This is a genomic window from Monoglobus pectinilyticus, assembly GCF_002874775.1.
GTDB lineage: Bacteria > Bacillota > Clostridia > Monoglobales > Monoglobaceae > Monoglobus > Monoglobus pectinilyticus.
The window spans coordinates 904,862-931,688 of record NZ_CP020991.1 but is presented as its reverse complement, the minus strand read 5'-3'; the positions used below and the strand labels follow the sequence as shown (position 1 = coordinate 931,688).

19 protein-coding genes and 1 pseudogene are annotated in these 26,827 nt (G+C 40.2%); 19 read left to right on the top strand and 1 reads right to left on the bottom strand.

Annotated features, from left to right (window positions below; genetic code table 11):
- Positions 1-441 precede the first annotated feature (441 nt).
- The 5 genes and pseudogenes from B9O19_RS04200 to B9O19_RS11995 all read left to right on the top strand — a co-directional run.
- Positions 442-5,865 (top strand): pectinesterase family protein, encoded by a 5,424-nt coding sequence (locus B9O19_RS04200; protein WP_102365246.1) that lies wholly within the window; start codon positions 442-444, stop codon positions 5,863-5,865.
- A gap of 255 nt (positions 5,866-6,120) precedes the next feature.
- Entirely contained in the window at positions 6,121-6,450 is a 330-nt protein-coding gene (locus B9O19_RS04195; RefSeq protein ID WP_102365245.1) for a helix-turn-helix domain-containing protein, read from the top strand.
- A 298-nt stretch (positions 6,451-6,748) separates the two neighbouring features.
- Positions 6,749-6,964 carry a helix-turn-helix domain-containing protein gene (locus B9O19_RS12230; protein WP_306560466.1) on the top strand — a complete coding sequence of 72 codons (216 nt, stop codon included), beginning with the start codon at positions 6,749-6,751 and terminating at the stop codon, positions 6,962-6,964.
- A gap of 426 nt (positions 6,965-7,390) precedes the next feature.
- On the top strand, positions 7,391-7,945 hold the full coding sequence (gene yfcE, locus B9O19_RS04185) for a phosphodiesterase (protein WP_102365244.1): 555 nt from the start codon (positions 7,391-7,393) through the stop codon (positions 7,943-7,945).
- A gap of 197 nt (positions 7,946-8,142) precedes the next feature.
- Positions 8,143-8,370 (top strand): annotated as a pseudogene (locus tag B9O19_RS11995) (transposase); the annotation flags it as partial.
- A gap of 127 nt (positions 8,371-8,497) precedes the next feature.
- On the opposite strand, the gene xylB reads toward B9O19_RS11995, so the two are convergent.
- Positions 8,498-10,027 (bottom strand): xylulokinase, encoded by a 1,530-nt coding sequence (gene xylB, locus B9O19_RS04175; protein WP_102365242.1) that lies wholly within the window; start codon positions 10,025-10,027, stop codon positions 8,498-8,500.
- A gap of 876 nt (positions 10,028-10,903) precedes the next feature.
- On the opposite strand from xylB, the gene B9O19_RS04170 reads away from it, so the two are divergent.
- From B9O19_RS04170 to era, 14 genes are all read left to right on the top strand, one after another.
- Positions 10,904-12,055, top strand: coding sequence for a nucleoside recognition domain-containing protein (locus B9O19_RS04170; protein ID WP_102365241.1), 1,152 nt, complete (start codon positions 10,904-10,906; stop codon positions 12,053-12,055).
- 67 nt (positions 12,056-12,122) lie between these two features.
- Positions 12,123-13,295 (top strand): hypothetical protein, encoded by a 1,173-nt coding sequence (locus tag B9O19_RS04165; RefSeq protein WP_102365240.1) that lies wholly within the window; start codon positions 12,123-12,125, stop codon positions 13,293-13,295.
- 26 nt (positions 13,296-13,321) lie between these two features.
- A complete protein-coding gene (locus B9O19_RS11810; RefSeq protein WP_169925264.1) occupies positions 13,322-13,498 on the top strand; it encodes a DUF6472 family protein in 177 nt (58 codons plus the stop codon).
- Between the two features lie 1,392 nt (positions 13,499-14,890).
- On the top strand, positions 14,891-16,063 hold the full coding sequence (locus tag B9O19_RS04160; RefSeq protein ID WP_102365211.1) for an IS110 family RNA-guided transposase: 1,173 nt from the start codon (positions 14,891-14,893) through the stop codon (positions 16,061-16,063).
- 978 nt (positions 16,064-17,041) lie between these two features.
- Entirely contained in the window at positions 17,042-17,728 is a 687-nt protein-coding gene (locus B9O19_RS04155; protein ID WP_102365239.1) for a response regulator transcription factor, read from the top strand.
- Entirely contained in the window at positions 17,715-18,704 is a 990-nt protein-coding gene (locus tag B9O19_RS04150) for a sensor histidine kinase (RefSeq protein ID WP_102365238.1), read from the top strand. The genes B9O19_RS04155 and B9O19_RS04150 overlap by 14 nt, the downstream gene beginning before the upstream one ends.
- An 82-nt stretch (positions 18,705-18,786) precedes the next feature.
- Positions 18,787-19,473: an ABC transporter ATP-binding protein gene (locus tag B9O19_RS04145; protein WP_102365237.1), complete on the top strand. Its 687-nt coding sequence runs from the start codon at positions 18,787-18,789 to the stop codon at positions 19,471-19,473.
- Entirely contained in the window at positions 19,470-22,154 is a 2,685-nt protein-coding gene (locus tag B9O19_RS04140; RefSeq protein ID WP_102365236.1) for an ABC transporter permease, read from the top strand. Before B9O19_RS04145 ends, B9O19_RS04140 begins: the two co-directional genes overlap by 4 nt.
- Before the next feature lie 194 nt (positions 22,155-22,348).
- Positions 22,349-22,660 (top strand): YabP/YqfC family sporulation protein, encoded by a 312-nt coding sequence (locus B9O19_RS04135; protein ID WP_102365235.1) that lies wholly within the window; start codon positions 22,349-22,351, stop codon positions 22,658-22,660.
- The gene (gene yqfD, locus B9O19_RS04130) at positions 22,639-23,901 is read left to right on the top strand and encodes a sporulation protein YqfD (RefSeq protein ID WP_102365234.1); all 1,263 of its coding nucleotides are present in this window, start codon (positions 22,639-22,641) and stop codon (positions 23,899-23,901) included. Before B9O19_RS04135 ends, yqfD begins: the two co-directional genes overlap by 22 nt.
- 44 nt (positions 23,902-23,945) lie before the next feature.
- A complete protein-coding gene (locus tag B9O19_RS04125; RefSeq protein ID WP_102365233.1) occupies positions 23,946-24,956 on the top strand; it encodes a PhoH family protein in 1,011 nt (336 codons plus the stop codon).
- Between the two features lie 28 nt (positions 24,957-24,984).
- Entirely contained in the window at positions 24,985-25,470 is a 486-nt protein-coding gene (gene ybeY / locus B9O19_RS04120; protein WP_102365232.1) for an rRNA maturation RNase YbeY, read from the top strand.
- Positions 25,467-25,934: a diacylglycerol kinase gene (locus B9O19_RS04115; RefSeq protein ID WP_102365231.1), complete on the top strand. Its 468-nt coding sequence runs from the start codon at positions 25,467-25,469 to the stop codon at positions 25,932-25,934. The genes ybeY and B9O19_RS04115 overlap by 4 nt, the downstream gene beginning before the upstream one ends.
- Positions 25,934-26,827, top strand: a complete 894-nt coding sequence (gene era, locus B9O19_RS04110; protein WP_102365230.1) for a GTPase Era — start codon at positions 25,934-25,936, stop codon at positions 26,825-26,827. Before B9O19_RS04115 ends, era begins: the two co-directional genes overlap by 1 nt.

Genomic DNA, 26,827 nt, shown 5'->3' with positions numbered 1-26,827 from the left:
TCTGTATTAAGCGGATTAAACTAAACAAATTTCATCCAATTCCCGCCGATATTATAAAGCTTTGTGTTGAAAACTTCTGAAATAAAAATGAGTGATAAGCGAAAACAATGATTTTTTTTGTGATTCATTATAAGATGAAATTTCACTATTATATAAATAAAATATTATATAACTGGCTTTTATATTTAATGTAAAACAGAAATATTCGGCTGATTCATAAGCCGCAGTTTTTTGTTTTTGATTTTTATATAGCTAAACTAAGTTTAAAAGTAATCAAATAACAAATTTTGTTGAATTTTATAATTTATGTATGTTTATAGATGTTTTATAAGTGATTTGCTATAAAATATTGACTTTGCCACCAAAAGATGTTACAATAACTACAAGTTGTATATCTTATTTTTCTAAAATAAAAAATATTTATGGGAGGTATGAGAGAACATGAGAAAGTTAAGAAGCGGAATATCAGCAATACTAGTTATTGCTATGATTATGACCACGCTTGGAATGGCCACTGTCGTATCGGCTGCTGAGTACCAGGATACACAGGGACACTGGGCGGAGAGTTATATTAATAAGTGGTCAGATAACGGCGTAATACAAGGCGACGGCGGATATTTCAGACCGGACGATGCGATTACCCGTGGTGAAGTTGCACAGGTAACCCAGAATTTAATAGGATACGTAAATAAGGCAACAAACACATTTACGGATGTTGCGGCAAGCGACTGGTATTCAGATGCAATACTCAGATTGGTTGAGGCAGGCGTTCTGACAGGAAACGGTGACGGAACAATGTCTCCGAATAATTATATGACGCGTGAAGAAGCTATGACTATGCTGGCTCGTGCGTTTGGACTTCAGGTGCAGAACTCAAATGCCGGAATAACTCAATATGCAGACTATCAAAATATTTCTGATTTTGCAACCGGTTATGTTGGCGTTATGACATCATCAGGTTATATAGGCGGTTATGAAGACGGTACAATCCGTCCTAAAGACTATATATCAAGAGCCGAGTTTGTAAAGATAATAGACAATATGATAAAGCTGTATATAACAGAGGCAGGAACATATGGCCCTGAGTATGTAGGCGGATTGATAATTATAAAGACCGGCGGAGTCACTTTGAGCGGTATTGTTGCTAAAGGTGTTGTAGTGTCCGGTCAGGCAAGCGGAGACGTTACAATTACAGGTTCACAGATTTCGGGAAATGTAGTTAATTTATCCGCAAATGCAAATGTTAAATCAAATACTGATAATGTTGTGAATCCTAACGATGAAACAAAGCCGAATAACACAATTATAGGCGGCAACGGCGGAAGCGGAAGCGGCAGTAACGGCTCGCCGACAAGCACAGTAACTGTAAAGTTCTATAACGGATCTTCATTATATAAGTCAGTTTCAGTAACAAAAAATACATATCTGTCGTCAGCCAAGAGACCGGCTGATCCGACAATGGACGGCAAAGAATTCGTAGGCTGGTATATGTCAAAGGAACAGGCAGATAAGGCGGATACTATTTCTCCGTTTAATTTTGACACTACAAAGATAACAAAAGCAATGAGCTTCTATGCCGGATATATTGAGTCGACTAAGCCGACTTCAACTCCGGCAGTAACAGGTTCGCCGGCTCCGACAGCTGATCCGTCTAAACCAACGGCAACAGCTGCACCTGTACCATCGGCAACGGCTGCACCTGTGCCGACAGCTACAGCTTTGCCTGTACCAACAGCTACAACTGCACCTGTACCGACGGCAACAAGCGAAGCTGTACCTACAGCAATGCCAACTCAGAATCCGGACGTTACATATTCAGTAAAAGTAGCTGAGGGTATTACAGGCGGTACTTTGAAGATAGTTAAACAGGCAGAGCCTTCAAAACCAACAGTAGAACCTTCTAAACCTACAGTGGAACCAACAGAGCCAACAGACGCGCCGGCTACAGCAACGCCTGAAACCCCTGTGACAGGAGCAACAGATTTTGCAGTTAAAGTTGATACGCCGTCTGCGGCAGGTTCGGTATATACCAATGATGATAATATCAGTGTTACCGGAACTTTTGGAACAACAATAGTTGAATATACTGAAAATAACGAGCCCGCTACCAAAATGATAGGCGGAAAACCGTTTACTCATAATATGCAAGTCCGTTTGGCGGCAAATCCTTCAGATCCTTTACAGGAGCAAAGCGGAAGCACTGCGCTGATAATAGCGCCTAAAAAAGACGGAAAGTTTACAATCTATTATAGAAGACAGGTAACAAACGGCGATCCTGACGTTATGAGCGCAGGCGATGGTAAGGATATTAAGCTTTCACAGAACGATAACGGTTCATATAGCCAGGTAAGCGGCGTTATGGAAATGCCTGAAATAAATGATGAAAAGACCTACGCATTTGGAACACAGACCTTTGATTTGAGTGCAGGCAGTGAATATTTGCTGTGGGCTAGAGGAACAACAGGCACACTGTATGGATATTCATATGAACCGTTAGCATCAGCAGCGGCAGCAGAAGTTTCAGCTGCAGAAACAGAAGATTTGGTTGACAGTCTTGATGGATTAAAGGCAGGAGATAAAGTAACGGTTAAAGCGGTTGCAGAATTTGCAGCAGAAAGTATAAAGGTGTTTACATCTCCTGAGACGACAGTTACAGAAGTATCAGGAAATCCGGGTTATTACACCTTTGAAATGCCTGCGTCAGACACAATAGTAAATGCACAATTCGGTGAAGCTGCTGCGACAGCAACGCCAAAACCTGAACCTGTTAGCCATAAAGCAGTTTTGAATGTAGAAGGCGGAACAGGAACATTAGAAACTTCAAAAGCTGTTACAGCAGACAGCGAAGCTGTACTGGCAGAAGATTCTGAATATTCTGCTAATATAGTAAAGAATGTTATAGATGGTGTTCATGAATGGACATTTGAAAATAATACAGGAAGTGAAATAACAGTAGGCGAAATATTCAGCAACGAAGGTTTAACGGTATTTGCAGATTCATCGAATACAATAAAGATTGGTTTAAACAATGATATAGTAATGCGCGGAAGCGGATTTGCTGACGGCGACGCATCGTACAGAGCAATCAGAATTGTAATGCCTGTTACAGGAAAAGTTACAGTTGAAGCGTTTACAATGAGAGCTGACGGAAACGGAGGCGTATATGTAAAAGCCGGAGCAGACGGTGAAGATGAAGAAGTATTAACCAGCACAGAAGAGGATGGAAAAAATACAATATCAGGCACAACGGCAGGAGCTATTGCGGCAGGTACAGACGTATATATTTATTCGCCTATTCCGTTCAACTATGTTAGAGTTGCGGTAACACCTGATGGTGACACTCCGGCAGAGCCGACAGCTACAGCAGGAACTGTTCCGACAGCAGAACCGAGCGCGACAGCTGCACCAACAGAAGCACCGACAGCAGAGCCAAGCGCAACAGCTGCGCCAACAGAGGCTCCAACAGCAGATCCTACAGCAGCTCCGACATTACAGCCGAACGAGTATGAATTTTTAACCGGTGCAACAGTAATTGTTAACACAAAACCAAATAATGCAGGCGATGTGGCTAATATAACAGTTACAGGAAAAGACGGAAGCAATATCACAGTTTCTAACGCATCGTTTGTTATGCCTGATCAGGATGTAACAGTAAGCGTTGTATATGCGACTCCGTCAGAGCCGACAGCGACCCCTGCGGAGCCATCTGCAAGCCCTTCAGTTTCAACTGCTACACCTAATCCTAACCTTCCTAATGATATTATTTGGAGAGTTGACGACCCTGAAGTAAGTCAGGCGTTAGAAGCTTATTCTGCAAATAACGGTGCGGAAGCCGTTGCTGCAGGAGTAGCAGAGGTTGGTCCTAATCAGGTGTTTGAAAGAAACAAGAATGTTAAGTATACACACACTAACGGAGTGGAATATAACTTTACTAAATCTTTAAAAGCCGGCTCGGGAAACCAAACAAACAGATATGTTAAAATTACTCCTGAAACATCTTGTACGGTAACAGTCGTATTTGACGGAAACGGCGGTGAAGGAAGAACACAGTATATTTCGCAGAGCGGTAATGTTATAGGCTCGGCAGTATGTGATAAGGGAGTTTCAACCGTTACAGCTGATGTTAGCAAAGACGATTTGTCACCGGTTTACACTTACGGCGGCGGCTCAAATAAAAACGTATATGCTGTCTTTATAGAATATTACGACGAGACGCCTGATAAAACAATTACCGGTAATGTAACAAACAGCACAGGTCTTGACCTGAGCGCTGCTAAAATAGTTTTCACAAATGTTAATGACAACACTGATGTTGTGACAGTTGATTATGCGGAAGCATATGAGGCAACATTAACAAAGGGCGAAACCTATAGTATATCTGTTCAGGGAGTAGACAGCGTTTGTCCAACAACGTTAACAAACACAGTTACCGTGAACAAAAACAGATATGAACAGTCTCACGATATTAAATTTGTTAAGATAGAAGACGTTGAGGTTACAGGTACACTTTATACAACATTTTCTGATGATATGAGAAATCAGAACGAAGTATACACAGGTTTTGACGCTGTTAAGATTGCGTTCACAAAACAGGGCGAAGCAGCGCCTTATGACGAAGTTACTGTAAATAGCGACGGTACATTTGCCGCAAAACTATTAACAAACGAAGTTTATGATGTAACAGTAGTGGAAGGTCCGTCAGGATATACAATATCAAACTTATCAACTTCTTATGAGCTTCCGGGCGGTGAAGAGAATCCAAGTAAAAATGTTCTTTTAATAAAGAACGACGTGGATGTTCCGTATACAGATACATTATACGTAGGTGCAGACAAGGAGTATAAAACCGTTAATGAAGCGGTTTCTGCAGTTCGCATGATGGCTGATAAAGGCGACAAACCGGTTACAATAGTAATTGACCCGGGAACATATAAAGGTCAGGTTATTATCGACCAAAGCAATATTACTTTAAAGAGCGCTGACGAATCAAACAGACCGATTATCACAAGTTATTACGGTATAGGATATGTTTATTATTCATTAAACGGCGGATTCTATAATGCTGACTATGCTGCGGCAAAGATTTCTAAGGGTGTAGCTTCAAAGTGGGGTCCAACCCTTTATATAACAGATAAGGGTTCAGGATTCCTGGCTGAGAACATTGATTTTGAGAACACGTTCAACCAGTATGTAACAGAAGAAGAATTGGCAGACGGTGTTGAGATGAATGAAAAGATGTTTGAGAGAAAAGCCGGCGTTGACGTTACCACCAAGAATTCAACCGAAAGAGCTGCAGCGGTAGCTACTGAGGGCATGAACTCGGAATTCTACCGTTGTAAAATAGTATCAAGTCAGGATACTTTGTATACAGGCTCCACAGGATATTTCAAAGAATGTGAAATCTATGGAAACACAGATTATATATTCGGCGGAAACAGTGTGGCGTTTGATAACTGCGACCTTGTTTGGTATGGATATTCAGATGTTGAGAGCGGAGGTCATATTGCGGCTTCTAAGACATCATCAGTAACGGATCCGGGATATTTCTTTAATAATTGTACTATTAAGAAGAATAGTATGCCTGGTATGAAATTTGCAAAAGGTGATTTTGGAAGAAACTGGGGCGGAGCGAATTCAGCAATGTTCTTTAATAACACGACTCTTGACGGAGTGGAAAAACCTGGCAGCTGGGCTACCATGGGCGGTGAATTAAGTTTATCTAGAGTGTTCATAAACTATGTTCACAATGCAGGTGAGACAACTGATTTGACAGTTGGCACTGATAATCCAAACGGAGTGGCAGAAAAAATTCCAACCGTTGAGGATTATGTTGGGGATTGGACTCCGGTTCACTATACGAAATAGTTAGTTATAATAAAAATGACCCGATATATCGGGTCATTTTTTTATGCTGTGATTTTTTATAATAAATAAATTTTTTGTTATAGAAGTTTTATATTTTTTATAATCCTTAAAACTGTACAGTTTTATTTGGATTACAGATGAAAATTCCGAATGTATAGACTTATAGGTTATCTAATGTAATAGTCTATATATTGATTATATTTTTGTATTATGATTATGTGAGACAAAAATATAAAATAGTTTTGAGGTATTGCCATGTATGAGGGAAATAAGGATTATGAAAAATTTTTAAGAGATAGAATAACCAAGTTGCGAATAGAGAAAAATTTATCTGAGCGGCAATTAAGTTTTGAATTATGGCATTGTGAGGGATATATAAATAAAATAACCTCCGGTTATACTTTACCGTCTATAAAAGAATTTGTATATATCTGCGAATATTTTGGATTAACACCGAAGGAGTTTTTTGATGAAGAAATGGAATATCCAATATTAATGCAAAAAGCAATAAAAGAATTAAACGGACTTGACGAGAGCAGTATATTGTTGATTATAGGTTTTATTAACAAGTTAAAAAATAAATAGCCAATGATGCGGCAAGCTTCGGTAGGTGTGACCACACCTGAAAGGTGTGTGTTATACGTATTAACTTATTTTGCTGTACCTACAATGTCATTAATATGTATACTCATTGCAGATGAAATCTGCCGCGTAAGGCGCGCAGTCGCGGTATATATTAAAAATAAAAGTTAATATAAAAAAGTAAAATAGTATATGCACGCAAGCGTGCGATGATAACTCACCTAACGAGCTTGCTATCGCAAGCCTACCGAAGTTCGTTAAAACAACCATTTTTATTGCATAGGAAAGTTGATTTATTTCTTTGAACCTAAATAGTTTAAAATTTACAAATTGCGGACATACAAAATATTGGTTGTATAAGCAATTAGGCATGAGTTATCAAAACTTTAGTAAGATGGTGAATAACGAGACAAAATCCATAAAATACAGCAACATAGATGCAATGTGTCAAATACTAAAGTGTAAACCAAGCGACTTATTTGAATACAATCCTAATATACCTATGAACAAAAATTAGATATAAATATTTTAGGTTTATTGCAAGCATCGGTAGAGCTGTGACCACACTTTTTTAAAGTGTGTGTAATACAAATTGACTTGTATTGATATACCTACAATGTCAATAATCAGACTTAGTTGTGATGTGCGTACGAAGTACGCTGCGTAAGGCGCGCAGTCGCGGTATATGCAAAAAATAAAAGTTAATATAAAATAGTAAAACAGTAAAATAGTATATGCACGCAAGCGTGCGATGATAACTCACCTAACGCGGCGGCTCTGCCGCCCTACCGAAGTTCGTTAAAACATTGTGTTTTTAGCTGATGACTAAAGCTGTTGACTAAAAATTAATCGTTAGCACTTTAATTCTTGTATTTTTAAACCCTTTGTGCTAAAATGTTTTAAAGATTATTTTAAAATATAAAAACAGAAAGGTTTGATATATATGAAACTAATGATAGCCAGCGATATTCATGGTTCTGAATATTATTGCAGTAAGCTCCTGAAAGCCTTTGACAGAGAGGAAGCCGATAGGCTTTTGCTCCTGGGAGATATTCTATACCATGGCCCCAGAAATGACCTTCCTAAAGGTTATGACCCAAAACTCGTTATCGCTATGCTTAACGGCGTGTCAGAAAATTTGCTGTGCGTTCGGGGAAATTGTGACACCGAAGTCGACCAAATGGTTTTAAATTTTCCAATAATGGCGGAGTATGCTTTGCTTTCTGTGGATGGAACAACAATTTATGCCGCTCATGGGCACCATTTCGGAGAGGATAATCCGCCGTATTTAAAAAAGGGAGAGTTTTTGCTCTGCGGTCATACACATGTACCAAAGTGTGTGGATAAAGGCGGATATATTTATATGAATCCCGGTTCCGTATCTATACCCAAAGAAAACAGTAAGACTTCTTATATGATTTTTGAGGACGGAGTGTTTCGCTGGAAGACATTGGACGGAGAGGAATATATGCAATATGATGTAAGTTCTGTTCAATAGATTAAATTGATAAGCGAGAAATGTTATAAAAAAAAACTGTGGATTAAGAAAGACAGAGTGTAGATTTGTTTAATAGAAATTTGTTTCTGATTAGGAGTAAATCGTTACAGATATTAAATGACATATTTGAATATAATGGATAGGAAACAAAAAAGTTAAGGTCATGTAAAATAGAAAATATAAAAGAAGAAACTACGATGATTGAAAGAAGAAAGCTCCGATCCTATACGGATGAATTCAAACAATAGTTAGTTCAGCTATACCATAATGGAAAACGAAAATGTGATATTTGCCGTGAATATGATATAGCCACCTCATTGCTGGACAAATGGCTGAAGCAGTCAGCAGCTAGCGGCTCTTTTCACGAAAAAGATAACCATTCTGCAGAAGAGCAGGAAATAATAGAACTGCGCAAACGTAACCGGTAATTTAAGATTACTTAGGTAGGTCGCACAAAGACCGCGTTAGGCGCGCAGTCCTGGGTAAACTTTTCAATGTAGTTTGTACCATAAAAAACGGCTGCCAGTTTGGCAGCCATTTTTTATTTCAGAATTATTTGTTTAAATCTGCTGCAGCTGAAAACTGCGGTTTTAATGACTTATAAATGTTTTGGTAGACAGGGAAGTAGTTTTTGTAGGTCTCAACATTTTCCTGAATCGGTTTCATTGTATCTTTAACGCTGATTGCGGCTTCGCATGCTTCCGGAACGCTACTGTAAATCCCGGCTCCTACTGCTGCTAAAAGAGCAACTCCCAAAGCCGGACCTTCTGACACATTTATTGTGTTGATATCACAGCCGAACATGTCAGCCTGCATTTGTCTCCATAATTTGCTTTTTCCGCCGCCGCCTGAGGCACGTACTTCAGACGCATCTATGCCCATTTCTTTTATAACAGACATGCAGTCATTCAGGCTGTATGATACGCCTTCCATGACAGCTCTGAGCATATCATATTTTGTGTGCTTTGCTGAAAGCCCAAAAAATACGCCTTTTGCATTTGGGTCATTGTGAGGGCTTCTTTCACCCATCAAATACGGAAGGTATATAAGTCCTTCACAGCCCGGCGCGATTTTTTCTGCCTGCTTATCCATTAGATAGTATGGATCAACCCCCATGCCGTCCGCTGCGTCCATTTCAGCATGGCAGAAATTATCCCTGTACCATTTTAGCGATAAACCGGCGCCCTGGGTTACTCCCATAACATGCCACTTTCCGGGCACTGCATGGCATAGAGTGTGCACTCTGCCTTCTTTATCAATTTGAATATTGTCCATATGCGCAAAAACAACTCCGGATGTTCCTATAGTGGAGGAAACAATACCTGTTTTAACAATTCCGTTTCCTACAGCTCCGGCAGCCTGGTCTCCGGCGCCGCCGACAACGATAGTTCCCTCGTTAAGTCCGGTGAGTTTTGCCGCTTCCTGATGAACTTTGCCTGTTACCTCGCATGATTCATACATTTTTCCAAGCAGATTTTTTTCTATATTGAGTTTTTCCAAAACTTCGTCGGACCAACAGCGGTTTTTGATATCCATAAGCTGCATACCGCTGGCGTCTGATACTTCAGTAGCGTATTCGCCGGTGAGCTTATAGCGTATATAGTCCTTAGGAAGTAAAATTTTTGCAGTTTTGGCATAGAGTTCAGGCTCATTCTTTTGCACCCAAAGTATCTTAGCAGCAGTGAATCCTGTCAGTGCCGGATTGCCGGTGATTTCTACGAGACGTTCCTTTCCGACTTTCTCTGTCAGCTCGTCTGCTTCTGCTGTGGTTCTTTGGTCGCACCAAATAATTGATTTTCTCAGAACGTTTCCGTCTTTGTCAAGCATAACAAGTCCGTGCATCTGTCCGGAAAGACCTATTCCTTTTATATCTGCAGGGTTAACGCCCGATTGTTTTATAACATTGTTTATACTTGTATATGTAGCGTTCCACCAGTCCTCGGGGTCTTGTTCCGCCCAGCCGATTTTGGGTTGATAAAGAGGATACTCCACCAAAAAGCTGGATACAGCGTTTCCTTTTTCATCAAATAAAACGGTTTTAGTTCCGCTTGTGCCGATGTCTACACCGATTACATATCTCATTGATAACACTCCTTATATAAATTTGGTTATATTTCCTATAAACTTCTATTTAATATAACATACGGAAGACAATAAATCAATAATGATTTAAAATTTTGCTGCAATTATTTAAATTGAAAAAGTACAATAAATCTGGGGGGAATATTAGTATCAAGCAAAATAAATAAAATTTTTATATAATTTATCATAGAATAATTATATATTTAATATCTAATATACGGTGTATATGGTGAACTGCGGCAGGTGTGACCCCACCTAAGGGGTGGGTGTGATACAAAGTGACTTGTTTTGGTTAGACGACAATGTCAATAAATTACTTAGTTGTGATGTATTGCGCATTTATGCGCCGCGTTAGGTGAGCTGTCATCTCACGCGAAGCGTGAATTACTTATGGCAGAGTATCATAATCCTTTTTATTACTAATTTTCCATGACTGCGCGCCTTACGAGGCAAACTACGTTTGCATTGAGTATTCAAATTATTGACATTGTAGGTTAATCAAAACAAGTGATTTTGTATAACATCCACCTTTTCAGGTGGAGTCACACCTGCCGAAGCTTGCGAAACCACATTTTTATATGATTTATTATAGAATAATTATATATTTATTATCTAATACGGTGTTTATAGTGAATATCGGGAGGTGTGACACCACCATTCTGGTGGGGTCACAGTCACAGCCCTGCCGAAGCTTGCAAAACCATATTTATGTAATATATTTATAGAAATATTTTCTATAAATATTTTTATATACAGTTTTTCTGTTTGGGTTTCTTTTAACTTTTCAAATGTCTAATGAAATACGATAGACATAAGCACATAATTCCAACATATATTTAATATTGAATAAATTTAATCAGAGCTGGTGGGGTTTAAATGAAATGGTTTAAAGCGGTTGTCGTCTTGATTCTGTGCTATGTGACATTTTGTTTGGTTATGTTTCCCGATGCTTGTATAACAGCGGTGAGCGGAGCGCTGAAGTTATGCGTCACTGCTGTGATACCCACACTGTTTCCATTTTTTGTATGCAGTTCACTGCTTATAGCGTTTGGATTAGGCGAATTTGGAAGCAGGTTTTTGAGCGGAGTGATGAGACCGCTTTTTAAGGTCAGCGGAGCAGGAGCTGTGGCGGTAATTTTAGGTGTGGTGAGCGGCTATCCTGTGGGTGCTAGCTGTGCTGTTGAACTTTATAAGACTGGAAAGATAACAAAACCTGAGGCTGAAAGGCTGTTGAGTTTCTGCAATAACTCCGGTCCGCTTTTTATAATAGGAACGGTTGGGTTTGCTATGAATTCCAGCGTCGCTTTGGGCGGAGTGCTTTATATAATACATATCACGGCGGCAATATCAGCCGGAATTATATATGCGAAAATTTCATCAAAAAAGAATATTGAAAATAATCTGATAAATCCGCTGATAGTTGATATGTCGCCGGACAAAAAACCTAAAAAACTGATAGAGTTTTTCGGTGATGCAGTGTCAAAAAGCGTTATAACTATTTTGAACGTTTGCGGTTTTGTGGTCTTTTTTGCTGTGGTGGAAAAGACTATTCCTGAGTTTATAGGCAGTCCTTTTATCAATTCATTGCTGGAGATAACCGGCGGTATAAATGGCATGTCTTCTATGGGAATAGAACCGGTTTTGAAGTTTTCATTAATTTCTATGTTCCTGGCCATGTCGGGCTTATCAGTGTTTTTGCAGGTGTCGTCTATTATATCTTCTGCGGATATATCTCCAAAGTCATATGCAGTTGGCAAGCTGATACATGGCGGAGTAGCGTTTATTTTAACATATGTTGTGATGCTGGTGTTAAAGCTGACCGGGTGGCTCCAGCAGATAATTGGTTCCGGCAGTGCTGCGTCAGCTTTTGCCATGAGTGAGGGCTGGATAGTACCGGCGGCGTTTAACAGCACTTGTCCGCTTGACTCTGTTTTGCAGTATGCTTGTCTTATGGCAGGTTCAGCACTCTGGTGCCTGCTTTCTATGGCGGTACTGGCGGTGGCTTCTGCCTTTTTCTGCAAGGATTGACATAATATTTTATATATGGTATCATGCTTACCAAGAGAGATTATTATGGAATTTTGAGGTAAGCAAAATGGCGGATAAAAATGAACGATCCGTATATATCGGCGCTGTCAGCGGATGTAATGTGATTTCCGCAGAAAAGGCGGTGGTTCCTGCCAACTATTCAGCCGTCAACTCCACTACTGGTCACGGGCTGATGGCGGAGGAAGCTTTGACTGTGATAGACAAATTCAGCGGCAGAAGCGCCGAGGTGGTAGGACGTACGAATATAAAGAACGGACCTGACAGAATGGTTGACGGAGCTGCTCTGCAAACCAAGTTTTATAATTCCGGCAAGGGATGCGTTCAGGCGTGTTTCGACAAAGAAAACGGCGGTCTGTACCGATATTTGAACAGTGACGGCAGTCCGATGCCGGTTGAGGTGCCTAAAGATATGTATGACGACGCTGTGGAGGCGTTTAGAGCAAAGATTTCTCAGGGTAAAGTTCCCGGGGTGACAGATGTTAATGAAGCAGGGAATTACGTGAGGAAAAGTGATTTGACTTATGCTGACGCTATGAATCTGTGCAAGCCTTTTACTGCTCAGTCTCTGCTTTATGACTGCGCAACCGGGATAATATATTGCTCGTTTGCGTTTGGAATAAGCGCTTTGGCTGCTTTTATTCTTGAGTATAGCAGAAACGGCAGAAATAAGAAAAAGGCTTTGTTTTCCGCTGTCAGAACAGGAGCTAAGGTCTTTGGGCTTTCATATGTTGCTCATATTCTTTGTTCGCAGTTTGCTAGAACTGAACTTTTTAAATCTGTTTGGGATATTACCGGATACATAAACAGCGAGGGCTTTTTCGGCGGAGCGGTTAAGTCTGTAAACAATGCTGTGCGTTTCAGCGTAGGCGACAGCGTTTCTTCTGTAAGCGCTTCGCTGACGCAGTTTTCTAAAATGTTCAGAGCCGGGATTTTTATGAATCTGTTTACCATGCTTATATTTTTGGTTCCTGATACTGTCAGAGTATTTGTCAGGGATATTTCGGGGTTTGAATATTTAAACAGGGTGTTTATGATAGTTATATCAAGAATTTTTTCAACAGTGTTTTATATAACAGCCGCTTTGATGCTTGGAAGTTTCAGCAGTCTGCCATATATGGTCTCAATGACTGTGTGCCTGGCGGCTTCATGTATCGGAGGAATAGCCGGACGTGCTGTTGTTTCAAAACTGACAGAAAGATTTATGATACTTCGGGCTTAAACTAAAGAAAGAGGAGTGAAATTTTTATGGCTTCAAAATGTGATGAATGCGTTAACTATGAGTATGATGAGGATTATGAGTCATATGTTTGTTTAGCAAATTTGGATGAGGACGATATGGCGAAATTTATCAGCGGAAATTATAATGAATGTCCGTTTTATCGTCCCGGTGACGAATACACAATTGTCAGAAAGCAGAATTGATTTAGGGATTAATATTTATGTAAGTGAATATTCTTTAAGTTGAATATTTTAAAATGAATTTATTATTACTTAACAGAGTTTATAATATTATGCTTGAATATGTTAGGGGATTATCTTAGATTTGTTATGATACGGAAGTTATGTAGTGTCAAAAGAAAACTAGGCAGAAAATATAAGAGCGTTGTTTAGCAAACATCGGTTGGGTGTGCGTATGAAGTATGCTGCGTGACGTGTGCAGTCGCTGAAAAGTTTATTATTTAATAGGATCATGACAAATTGTTTGTATATATGTTCACGCTCCGCGTGAGATGAAAGTTCACCTAACGCGGTGTGCTTGCGCACAATACATCACAACTAAGTTTGATTATTATATAACAACTAAGTTAATTATTGGCATTTATAGTTTATATCACATTATACGGTTTATATAACATACACTTTTATTTAAAAGTGTAGCCACAATTGACATTGAAGGTTTGATAAAACAAGTCACTTTGCATCACACCCATATTCACAGGTGGGGTCACACCTACCGACGTTCACTAAAAACACTGTTTTTTGGAATATTGATTTTAAAAAATTTTTATAAATAAAGTGGTTTTGCAAGCTTCGGAGGGCAAACGTTGTTTGCCTCGTTAGGCGCGCAGTCATGGGAAATTTAATAATAAAAAGGATTATGACAATCTGCCATAAGTAATTCACGCTACGCGTGAGATGGCGGCTCACCTAACGAGGTGTGCGCAAGCACACCCTACCGACGTTCACTAAAAACACTGTTTTTTGGAATATTGATTTTAAAAAATTTTTATAAATAAAGTGGTTTTGCAAGCTTCGGAGGGCAAACGTTGTTTGCCTCGTTAGGCGCGCAGTCATGGGAAATTTAATAATAAAAAGGATTATGACAATCTGCCATAAGTAATTCACGCTACGCGTGAGATGGCGGCTCACCTAACGAGGTGTGCGCAAGCACACCCTACCGACGTTCACTAAAAACACTGTTTTTTGGAATATTGATTCTAAAAAAATTTTATAATAAAGTGGTTTTGCAAGCTTCAGAGGGCTGTGGCTACACTTTTAAATAAAAGTGTAGCCACAATTGACATTGAAGGTTTATCAAAACAAGTTACTTTGCATCACACCCACCTCGTATAATAAAGTAGTAGTTAATATTGTTCGATTTTAAGGGCATGTGCTATAATGTTATTAGATACTGTGGATTAGTTACACCCACCTACCACTTGATGGTTTCTTGAAGGCTCTAACCACAGTCTCTTTATACATTTGTTAATTAGTTAGATACCGCACGACGGTTTATTTAGAACGAGGTTACAATCGTAAAGAGTATCTGTGGTCTAAAAACAGTATCAAATATTTTTCAAAGGAGTTTTTAGTATGATTTTTGTTGGTATCGATGTTGCAAAGGACAAGCACGACTGCTTCATTTGCAATTCTGACGGCGAGGTTTTATTTAATGCTTTTACTATTCAGAACACTATAGAAGGTTTTAATTCTCTTTATCAAAGAATTGAATCTGTTTCAAAAGATTTTAACAAAGTAAAAGTAGGGCTTGAAGCTACAGGACATTACTCATACAATCTTTTGGGTTATCTTCTTGATAAAGGTTTGACTACCTTTGTTATCAATCCATTAAATACCAATCTCTTCAGAAAGTCTCTCAGCCTCAGAAAGACTAAAACGGATAAAATTGATGCCCATACAATCGCTATGATGTTAATGTCTAATGTAGACTTAAAGTCCTACTCAGATATATTATATCACAACGAAGAATTAAAGTCACTAACCAGATACAGATTTTATAAAGTTTCTGAAAGAGCAAAACTCAAAACCACTGTTTCCCGGCTTGTGAACATACTTTTCCCGGAACTTGAAAAACTTGTTCCTTCGCTGCATATAAAATCTGTCTATACTATGCTTTCAGAGTTCCCGTCAGCCCATCATATTGCAGAAGCCCACTTAACGAAGCTTACAAACCTGCTGCATACTGCATCTAGAGGCAGATATGGCAAAGATACTGCAATTGGTTTTAGGGAAGCCGCAAAAAACTCAATCGGTTCAGACATGCCAGCAAAATCTCTTGAGCTAAAGCATACCATAAAGCTAATACAAGAACTTACAGCAGAAATTGAGGAGATAGAAGCAGAAATCAAGCATATTATGGATAACATAAACACGCCTATTCTGTCTATCCCGGGTATCAGTTACACAATGGGAGCTATGATAGTAGCAGAAATAGGTGATTTCAGTAAGTTTTCATCTCCTGATAAAATACTTGCGTATTCAGGAATGTCACCATCAACGTATCAGTCAGGACAAATAACCAATAGCTATTCACACATGGAGAAACGAGGATCGCGTTACCTTCGGTACGCATTATACAATGCAGCAAAATATGTATGTCATTGGGATGAAACCTTCAAGAATTATCTAGCAAAAAAGCGAACTGAGGGAAAACATTACAATGTTGCAATATCTCATGCAGTAAAAAAGCTAGTGAGAGTAATCTATCATTTACAGAAAACGGGTCAGAGTTACCAAGCCGTTTGAGTTTATGTAATACTGTATTTTTAATATTATTTTTTTAAGCAATTTACTATTGCTTTATTTGACATACAATTTTCTAGTTTCCTTATTTGACCGAAAAGATTTTAACTTTTTTTATTTTTCTATTGACTTTTAATAGTTAGTCTTATACAGGTGGGGTCACACCTCCAGCAGTTCACTATATACACAGCATATTAGATTATAAATATACAATTATTCTATTATAAAAATATAAAAAAGTGTGGTCATGCCCTACCGATGTTCACCAAAAAACACCTATAATTTTTTGTCTGGTTTGTTATATCTTATTCAGTATTTTTTCTTGGATTTTATTGCGGATGTTTATAAGGTAAGGCTTGAAAAGGTATGTGTTATTTGTTTTATAATATTGATGAGGTACTGAGAATTAAAGTATATAGGACAAAAACGTTCTTAACTGCTTAACACTAATTAATATAAACGAAAAATGTTTGCGGCGGCGTGTAAAACTATTCACGCCGCCGCGTTTTTTATTTTATATTTAGGCTTGTAAATTACGTTTAAAAGAAATATAATAGAATCATATAATTTAAGGATTGATTCATGGTGATAGAGTAATAGATAAGACGTCTTGTTCTATTGCAGTGAAATGTTTTTTTTATATGACAGCATATTGCGTGAAAGATATGTGATATATTTTAATTAAGGTTGATGCCGGTAAAGCATCAATGCGTACAGTAGTCTGTGATACTATTGTAGAAATAATAAATACATAAAACGTCTTATTTTCTCTGACGTAATATTTTATTTATGTGTGCTGTGTGTAGAAACGTAAATAATATTTTATATATGCTGGTTTTAAAATAAAGCATTACATAATAGGCGCTTTTTATTGCGAAACAAAACGAAAACCAGGAGATGATGGTTTGGTAAATGAAATCCGGAGAATATTCCGGCAGAGATCGTATATAACAGAAAGTGCGGTAAAGGGGATTTTAATATATGAAACGGATATTTTTAGTTGAGGATGATAAGGCTATTGCTAAAAATCTTATGCTTCTGCTCCGCTCAGAGGGGTATACGGTTACTCACGCCCCAACACAAAGCGAGGCTATTGATTTGGTCAGCGTGAATAGGTTTGATTTGGCGCTGGTCGATATTTCACTGCCTGACGGAAATGGGTTCACGGTTTGCACGGAAATTAAAGAAACTCAGGATATTCCTGTTATCTTTCTGACGGCTTCGGGGGATGAGGCCAGCGTTGTTACAGGGCTTAATATGGGAGCGGACGACTATATCACCAAACCTTTCAGACCCCGTGAGCTTATAGCCAGAATCAAAACCGCGCTGCGAAAAAGCGGCCGTTCTGGGCCTGCGTTTGAAATCTGCGGACTTAATGTTGATACTGCAAGCGGCGTTGTTAAAAAAGACGGCAGCGAGATTTTTCTTTCAGCTTTGGAATACCGTTTACTGTTGGTGTTTATAAATAATCCCAAAAGTATTATCACAAGGGGCAGACTGCTTGACGAACTTTGGGACGCGGCAGGTGAGTTTGTCAATGACAACACGCTGACTGTTTATATTAAACGCCTGCGTGAGAAGATAGAGAACGACCCTGCAAATCCGCAGATTATTCTTACTGTACGCGGAACCGGTTACAGATTGGGGGACGGATATGTTTCGAAATAGGGAGTTTAAGAGGTTTTCATTTCTATTTCTGATTATAGCTGCGGTTTCCGTAACGTTTAGTTTTGTATTCAATACGGCGGCAGGAATTATTTCTATCATTTCCGCCGCCGCTTTTGGCACGGCATTTTTTATCTTTACCAAATCGAGATATGAGAGTATTGCGCAGATTTCAGACCAAATTGACCTTGTGCTTCACAATGCCGACCAAATCTATATCAGCGAATCTGAGGAGGGAGAACTTTCAATACTGCAGAGTGAGATAACAAAGATGACTATGCGCATTCGTGAACAGAACAGCGCTTTGAGAAAGGAAAAGGAACATTTGGCGGATTCATTGGCAGATATAGCCCACCAGCTCCGCACCCCTCTCACGTCTGCTAACTTAATTCTGTCATTGCTGGAGAATGCTCCCGATGAAAATGAGCGAAAAAATTTGATGAGAGAAACAGAAGAATTATTTGTGCAGATGGACTGGCTTTTGACAACTCTGCTGAAATTATCACGCCTTGACGCAGGAATTGTGGTTTTTCAAAGCATACAGGTAAACGTGAGCAGTCTGATAAAATCTGCGGTCCATCCGTTTCTGATTTCTATGGAGCTTCACAATATTGATTTAAAGTCAGACGTACCGGACGGCATAAAAATTATAGGGGATTTAAGCTGGCTTTCTGAGGCGGTACAAAATATACTTAAAAACTGTATTGAAAGTGTGGGTGATAATGGGAAGATAGAAATTAGCTGCACTGACAATCCGTTATTTACTGAGATTTCCATTCATGACAGCGGAGCAGGTTTTAAAAAAGAAGACTTGCCGCATTTGTTTGACAGGTTTTATCGGGGAAACAGTGAAAACGCCTCCGGTTATGGTATAGGACTGGCTCTGTGCAAAATGATTATAGTGCGGCAGGGCGGAACAGTCAGTGCAAAAAATCATCCTCAGGGCGGGGCGGTGTTTACTATTCGTTTCCCAAAGTGACAAATCTCTCACCTAAAAGTCACAGAGATGTAAGCTGAAGGTTCTATTATATGGGTAGACTAAGAAAAAGGAGGCTCACATAATGGAGTTCTTAAAAGTTGAAGATTTATGCAAAGTTTATGGCAAGGGTGAAAATAAGGTCACCGCGCTCGACCATGTTTCACTCACAATCGAAAAGGGTGAGTTCACTGCGATTATTGGTTCTTCCGGCTCCGGAAAGTCCACTTTGCTTCATATTATCGGCGGCGTGGACGTGCCTACCAGCGGAAAGGTGTATCTGAACGGACAGGATGTATATGCCGGAAGCAATGAAAAGCTCGCCATTTTCCGCAGACGGCAGGTAGGGTTGATTTATCAGTTTCATAATCTGATTCCAACTTTGAATGTGGTTGAGAACATCACACTGCCTATACTTATGGACAAGCGGAAGGTTAACGAGGAGCGTTTGAATGATTTGCTCGGCCTGCTTGGTCTTCAGGAGCGCAGAACGCATTTGCCCAATCAGCTTTCAGGCGGACAGCAGCAGCGTGTTTCTATCGGCAGGGCTTTAATGAACGCGCCGGCGGTTATGCTTGCTGACGAGCCGACAGGCAGCTTGGACAGTCATAACGGTCATGAAATTATAAAACTACTGAAGCTGAGTCAAAAAAGATACAGGCAGACCCTTATAATCGTAACTCATGATGAAAGTATTGCCCTGCAGGCGGACCGCATTATCGGCATATCAGACGGCCGGGTAGTGAGAGACGAGAGGGTGGTGCGGTCATGAATATTTTCAACAAGGTCACTCTGCAAAGTATGAAGAAAAGCCGTACCCGTACCATAGTAACAATTATCGGTGTCATACTGTCAGCCGCAATGATAACGGCGGTTGCCACCTTTGCCGTTTCACTCCAAAATTATATGGTCAACGGGGCAATTCAGAAATACGGAAGCTGGCATGTCGGTTTTTTGGACGTTCCGCCTTCGTTCGCTGAGGAACGGACAATTGATGATAAGGTTTTAAATTCTGCATCAATTGAAAATATAGGTTTCGCCAAACTTGACGGCGGAAAAAATCCAAACAAGCCATACATTTTTATAGCAGGATTTAATGAAAGCTCTTTTGATAATTTGCCTATAAAACTGCTTTCAGGCAGACTTCCTGAAAACAGCGGAGAGATTCTTATTCCGCAGCATCTTGACGAAAACGGCGGGGTGAAGTTCTCGGTAGGAGATACTGTTACGCTTAATATCGGGAGCCGAGTGCAGAATAACGGGGAACTTGGTAAAAATGCCGAAACAGACGGCAAAGTTAAGCTTTCGGTCAAGGCGGAGCATTCGCTTGCCGATAAAAGATTCATAGACCGGGAGGAGAGACTCGGTCAGCACGACCCTTATATTCCGGAAGAAGAGACGGGAAAAGCAGGGGAAACATTTGTGCCGGAAACTGAGAGAAGTTACACTGTTGTGGGAATCTGTTCAAGGCCTGCATTTGAGGAATATTCCGCGCCGGGATACACCTTAATAACAGCGTCGGACTCCGAAGCAACGGCAGACAGTCTCAGTGTGTTTGTGACTCTTAAAAATCCGTGGCAGGTTCATAGTTACGCAAGAGACACGGCCGGGAATGGGGCTTATATTTTTAACGATGATGTACTGCGTTTTATGGGCCTTTCGGATGATAATTTGTTTAACGCGCTCTTGTACTCAATCGGAATTATTTTGATAATCCTAATCATGCTGGGCTCGGTTTTTCTGATTTATAACTCATTCACAATTTCACTGAATGACCGCACACGCCAGTTCGGAATACTTATGTCTGTGGGAGCCACAGAAAAACAGCTGAGGAAGTCGGTGCTGTTTGAGGGGCTTTGCATTGGAGCTGTGGGAATACCGATTGGTATTATTATCGGAATACCCAGTATAAAACTGGTGCTTTCTATTGCGGCAAAATATTTTGGCAATGTTTTGTACAGCAATGTGCCTTTGAATTTGTCAATCTCGGTTCCGGCGCTTATAGCCGCAGCTATGATAAGTTTGGTCACTATTCTGATTTCGGCATATATTCCTGCGCGGAAGGCGGCAGGTATTCCTGTTATGGAGTGTATCCGCCAAACAAATGATGTCAAGGTTGAACCTAAAGCTGTTAAAACGTCAAAAATCTCAGAGCGTTTATTCGGTTTGGAAGGCATTTTGGCATTAAAGAATTTTAAGAGAAACAAGAAGCGTTATAAAAGTATTGTGTTGTCGCTCACTTTGAGCGTGGTGCTGTTTGTGGCGGCAAGCTCTTTTGGAATGTATCTGAAAAATGCGGCGGAGAGCACCGTTGTAGGAACTGACTATGATTTATGTTTCTATTCACAGGATATTGACGAGGAAGAAATGTTCAGGCTTTATGACGAATTCAAGGCTGTTCCCGGAGTTTACGACAGCTCATATCAGGCAATTTCATCATATTCATGCTCAGTAAAACCAAGTGATTTTTCGGATGTTTATCTGGAATCAACGGATCATGACCGAGACGGAGAAGCTATGGATATGCCTATGGATATTCAGTTTCTTGAAGACAGCGTATATTTGAGCTTTATTGAGGGGTTGGGCTTGCCGGCTGAGGAATACACAGGTCAGAACGCAAAAATGATTGCTGTTGCCAAAGCTAAAAGAGAGAGCACCGAGCAAGAAGGTAAAACCGAACTGATTGATATGTTTGAAAGCCGGGATATGAATTTTCAGATTATTCCCGAAACCAATAACGCGCCGCAGGCAGAGCAGGGACAGAACATAAACATAACGTTTGTAGACACAATTCCGACTGACACTCTTCCAAAGAAGCCGTCTGAGGTTAAACCATACGTTTTTATGGGGGTTGCACCTTATCAGCTGAAAGAGAGATTTGTTACCAAGGACACCCATACAGAAATGGGACTGACATTTTTATCCAGCAGCCCGTCTCAATCGGCTGCAGAGATGGAAAATATAATAAATAATTATGGTATTTCATCTGATTATACTCTTTATAACGTGTATGAAATGTTTGAACAAAACCGCAATATTATCTTTATTGTCAATCTGTTTACTTATGTATTTATACTGATGATTTCACTGATAGCGGTAGCTAATGTGTTTAACACAATTTCCACCAATATCAGGCTGCGGAGAAGGGAGCTTGCAATGCTTCGCTCTGTGGGTATGTCGGACCGTGAAATCAATAAAATGATGAATTTTGAGTGTATATTTTATGGAATGAGAACGCTGATATTCGGAGTGCCGACAGCGGTGCTTATCTCCTGGCTGATTTATAAATTTTTATTTGTCGGCGGAGCGGAGGTGAGTTTTATATTCCCGTGGGTCAGTCTTGTTATCAGCGTGCTTGGAGTGTTCCTTGTTATTTTTATTACTATGCTGTATGCAGTCAGCAGGATAAAAAAGGAAAATATTATAGACGCCCTGCGCGACGATATGACATAATGTGGTCAATTTTTGTTTGATTTATTTGAAAATCTTGTCAGCATACGTACGGCTGAGATTATTTAATAAAAAACAGCAGAGTTTAATATTTTTATCAGTTTGCCCCGCCTATTTTGGCGGGGTATTTTAATTTAAATATCATTATCACGCAAAATTTGCATATGATGTATTAAAACAAATAAAGGGCTGATAGAATGTCAAAAAACAAACCTAGCAGGAAAAGAGACAATCAGAATAACCAACCGTCGCTTAAAGAAAAGCTTGCAGACGCTATTGATATTTCCAAAAACGTCATGCTCGGCGTTCCTCTCGTGACTATGGTTGGAGACAGAGAGCTTACCATTGAAAACTATGTTGGCATAATAGAATATGGAGAGGATATTATCAGAATAAAATGTAAGGCGGTTAATGTAAGCATAACCGGAAAAAATTTAGAACTAAAAACTATGACTGATGAATTTTTATATATTACCGGGAGGTTCAAATGCTTTTCATACGAATACTAAATTACATAAAAGGTTATCTTATTATTACAATTAACGGAGTTTTTGCCGAGAGATTTATAAACATATGCGTCCACAGGAATATTCTGATTTGGGATGTAAGCCGAAAAAACGGCGGGTTTATGGCAAAAATGGCAACAAAGGATTTTTATAAGGTTCGTGATATTGCGCGGATAACAAACTCAAAAGTTCGGATTAAAAGGAGACAGGGACTGCCTTTTTTATTGATTAGATACAGAAACAGGTGGCCAATATTTTTTGCTTTAATCCTTTTTATAGCTATTGTGCATTTCACCTCCACCCATATAATGAGTGTTGATGTGGAGGGAAATCAGAGGATACCTACAGAGCAGGTTCTGAGCGAGCTTAGGGATGTTGGGGTGAGTTTTGGAAAACGCGTAAGCGGACTGAACGCTGATACTATAAGAAACCAAATGATAATTAACAATGACGAAATAGCGTGGCTGGGCGTAAATGTCCGAGGCTCCAGGGTGTATGTTGAGATAACCGAGAGGATAGACACTGAGAGCGTGCCGCATCTGACGGAGGAAAAATGCAACCTGGTCGCTTCAAAGGATGGGGTTATAGAAAAACTTGAGGTAGGCCAGGGACAGACTATGGTTAAAAAGGGCGACGGAGTGCGCGAGGGCGACGTTCTTGTCAGCGGCATAATGGACAGCGCATACGGCGGCTTCAGGTTGGTTCATTCATACGGCGAAGTATATGCAAGAACTGAGTATACTGCCACCAAGGAATACCAGCTCAACTATATTGAAAAGGAATACAGCGGCGAGGAAAAGGTCAGATTTGGTCTGAATCTTTTTGGAAATAAGATAGAGCTGTATCCGCCGTCGATGAGACCGGACGATAATTATGATGAACAGGCGGAAGAATATGTGTATCGCGGAAGCTGGCTTGGGAATAATGTTGAGTTCGGAGGTGTTGTTGAAAAATTTCTTGAATATAAAGAGGTGGAAAAGCAAAGAACTATACAGGAGGCGGTTGAGACGGGCAGAAAGGAAATGACAAAGGAAGTTGAAAACTCTGTGCCCAAAGACGCTGAGATAATTGCAAGAAAAACAGACCATAATATTATTTCCGGGGATGCGGTGTCTGTGACCGTAACCTATGAGTGCAGAGAAAATATTGCAAAAGAGAGCGAAATTGATAAAAGTCTGATTGACAAAAACGACAATTTGGATTATGATATAAAAGCCGAGGAAGATAATTCCGGCGGCAGATAAAATCATAGGATTTTGAAATACAAAAGAAAAACAGAGGTTTTTTAATGGAGAGACATATAGAAGTTGAAAAAATGGATCTCGTTATAAATCTGTTCGGCAGTTTTGACGAGAATGTTAAGATAATAGAGAAGGAGCTTGACGTTGCTATAATCAACCGTGGTTCTGAAATTAAAATAGGCGGAGAACCGGATAAGGTTGAAAAGGCAGTGGCTGCTGTAAACCAGCTTTTGGCCGTGGCTTCCCGGGGAGAAACGATAGGGGAGCAGGAGGTCCGTTATGTCATGGGTCAGATTGACGACGGAAAAGAAGAGGAACTGGCTGATTTGGGGAAAGACGTAATTTGTATTACCTCTAACGGTACCCCTTTAAAGGCTAAAACATTAGGTCAGAAGCAGTATGTTGAGATGATAAAGAAAAACCCTATTGTGTTTGGAATCGGGCCGGCAGGAACGGGAAAAACCTATCTGGCAGTAGCAATGGCGGTGTCGGCTTTTAAAAATAAGGAAGTCAACAGAATAGTTTTAACGAGACCGGCAATTGAAGCCGGGGAGAGCCTGGGATTTTTGCCCGGGGATATGCAGGAAAAGGTTGACCCTTATCTGAGACCGCTGTATGACGCTTTGGGGGAAATGTTCGGCTTTGAAGCGTTTCATAAGATATTGGAGAGAGGGCAGATAGAGGTTGCTCCGCTGGCGTATATGAGAGGAAGAACTCTTGACGACGCTTTTATAATCCTGGACGAGGCGCAGAATACCACTCAGGAGCAGATGAAGATGTTTCTGACCCGTATGGGATTTGCTTCTAAAATAGTGGTTACGGGCGACGTTACTCAGGTTGATCTGCCGAGGGATAAAAAGTCGGGACTGAGAGACGCGGAAATTGTCCTCAAAAATATTGAGGGCATAGAGTTTATGTATTTGTCTGAAAAGGATGTCGTTCGTCATCCGCTGGTGCAGAAGATAGTTAAGGCTTATGAGAAAAAGACTATGGAGCGCGAGAGGGTTTTAAGACAGAAACGTGACAGAAACAGCAGGGAGAGACGCGCGCAGAATTAATATTTGATATACAAAAGAGGCATTGCTTATGAAAGTTGCAATTTTAAATCAACAGGATAAGATAAAGGTTGGAAAACCGCTGAAAGATTTGATAAAAAGGTCGGCGGAAGCGGCGCTAAAATTTTTTGATTTGAGAACCGATGTTGAGATAAGCGTTATGCTGACAGACAACGACGGTATACGCGACCTTAATAAACTTCACAGGAATATTGACAGGACGACCGACGTCCTGTCTTTCCCAATGTTTGAGTATAATGAAGCCGGGGAGATAAACGAGGATTATGCTGAGCTGAATGAAATGGGAGAAATATGTTTGGGCGATATTGTTATTTCTCTGGAGCGCGCAGAAGAACAGGCTGAGGAGTATGGTCACTCGTTTGAGAGAGAGGTCGGGTTCCTGACTGTTCACTCTATGCTTCATTTGCTGGGGTTTGACCATATGACAGAGGAAGAAGAGAAAGAAATGTTTGACTATCAGAGAGAGATACTTGAGCAGATGGAGCTGACGAGATGAAAAAACTGATAAAGAGTTTCGGTTACGCTTTTTCGGGACTGTGGGCGTGTATAATATACGAGAGGAATTTCCGTATACATATCTCTGCCGCTTTGGCGGTGTTTGTTTTTGCGTGGCTGTATGGCGTTGACAATGTTCATCTTGCGGTTTTGGTGCTGACGGTTGCTCTCGTGTTTATAACCGAGGCGGTCAACACCTCGATTGAGAAGGCGGTGGATTTTTTATCGCCTGAAAGATCGGAAACTGCCAAAATCGCCAAAGACGCGGCGGCTGGAGCTGTTCTGCTTTCGGCAATAGCGGCGGTGGCTGTTGCGGTGATGTCATTTAACGATCTTGACAGGCTGAGCTGGACTTTTCTGCAGCTGTTTACTATGCCTAAATTAATTTTTACTGTGGCTTATATAATTTTGAGTATCGTATTTATATTTTGTATAGTACCTAAGACTAATATTGAAAGGAAATAATTATGAAATCAGGATTTGTCGCTATAACCGGAAGGCCGAACGCAGGGAAGTCTACTCTGCTTAATCGGATAATAGGAGAAAAGGTGGCTATAGTTTCTAAAAAGCCGCAGACAACGAGAACAAAAATTTTAGGGGTGCACACTGAGGAGGACTGTCAGATTGTCCTGATTGATACCCCTGGTATACACAAACCCCACAACAAGCTGGGTCAGCGCATGGAGAAGTATATATACTCAGCGACCCAGGATATTGACGTGCTGGTCTATGTTGTGGACTGCAACATTTCCGACAGGGAACTTGAGCTTGAAAAGGAGTCGCTTGACGGGCTGAAAAAATCAAATGTACCTGTTGTTTTGGCTGTCAACAAGATTGACTCTGTTCAAAAGCTGAGTTTGCTGCCGCTGATGGACAAGCTGAAGTCGATATACAATTTTGATGAGATTATTCCCATATCAGCGCAAAAGGGTGAAAATGTGGACAGGCTGTTAAAAATCCTTGAGGGATATTTGAGCGAGGGCCCAAAATTCTTTCCGGATGATATTATAACTGATCAGCCGGAGCGGCAGATAGTTGCTGAGTTTATCCGTGAAAAGGCTTTAAGGCTGCTTAATAAAGAGGTGCCGCACGGTATTGCTGTTGAAATAGAAAAAATGAGCCAAAGAGAGAACGGGACTTATGATATTATGGCGGCAATATATTGTGAAAAGCAGAGCCATAAGGGGATAATAATCGGAAAAGGCGGAGAGAAGCTGAAAGATATTGGAAGACAGTCACGCCAGGATATTGAGAGATTTTTAGGTGAAAAGGTTTATCTTGAGCTTTGGGTAAAGGTGAAAGAGAACTGGAGAAATCTTGATAATTTCATCACCGAAATGGGATTCGATAAAAAATAA

Coding starts and splice junctions, on each gene's coding strand:
- B9O19_RS04140 (WP_102365236.1), top strand. CDS start 19,470: ATGAATATTTTCAACAAGGTCACTCTGCAAAGTATGAAGAAAAGCCGT.
- B9O19_RS04155 (WP_102365239.1), top strand. CDS start 17,042: ATGAAACGGATATTTTTAGTTGAGGATGATAAGGCTATTGCTAAAAAT.
- B9O19_RS04195 (WP_102365245.1), top strand. CDS start 6,121: ATGTATGAGGGAAATAAGGATTATGAAAAATTTTTAAGAGATAGAATA.
- B9O19_RS04165 (WP_102365240.1), top strand. CDS start 12,123: ATGGCGGATAAAAATGAACGATCCGTATATATCGGCGCTGTCAGCGGA.
- B9O19_RS04150 (WP_102365238.1), top strand. CDS start 17,715: ATGTTTCGAAATAGGGAGTTTAAGAGGTTTTCATTTCTATTTCTGATT.
- B9O19_RS04135 (WP_102365235.1), top strand. CDS start 22,349: ATGTCAAAAAACAAACCTAGCAGGAAAAGAGACAATCAGAATAACCAA.
- xylB (WP_102365242.1), bottom strand. CDS start 10,027: ATGAGATATGTAATCGGTGTAGACATCGGCACAAGCGGAACTAAAACC.
- B9O19_RS11810 (WP_169925264.1), top strand. CDS start 13,322: ATGGCTTCAAAATGTGATGAATGCGTTAACTATGAGTATGATGAGGAT.
- B9O19_RS04145 (WP_102365237.1), top strand. CDS start 18,787: ATGGAGTTCTTAAAAGTTGAAGATTTATGCAAAGTTTATGGCAAGGGT.
- yfcE (WP_102365244.1), top strand. CDS start 7,391: ATGAAACTAATGATAGCCAGCGATATTCATGGTTCTGAATATTATTGC.
- ybeY (WP_102365232.1), top strand. CDS start 24,985: ATGAAAGTTGCAATTTTAAATCAACAGGATAAGATAAAGGTTGGAAAA.
- B9O19_RS04200 (WP_102365246.1), top strand. CDS start 442: ATGAGAAAGTTAAGAAGCGGAATATCAGCAATACTAGTTATTGCTATG.
- B9O19_RS04115 (WP_102365231.1), top strand. CDS start 25,467: ATGAAAAAACTGATAAAGAGTTTCGGTTACGCTTTTTCGGGACTGTGG.
- B9O19_RS04125 (WP_102365233.1), top strand. CDS start 23,946: ATGGAGAGACATATAGAAGTTGAAAAAATGGATCTCGTTATAAATCTG.
- B9O19_RS04160 (WP_102365211.1), top strand. CDS start 14,891: ATGATTTTTGTTGGTATCGATGTTGCAAAGGACAAGCACGACTGCTTC.
- yqfD (WP_102365234.1), top strand. CDS start 22,639: ATGCTTTTCATACGAATACTAAATTACATAAAAGGTTATCTTATTATT.
- B9O19_RS04170 (WP_102365241.1), top strand. CDS start 10,904: ATGAAATGGTTTAAAGCGGTTGTCGTCTTGATTCTGTGCTATGTGACA.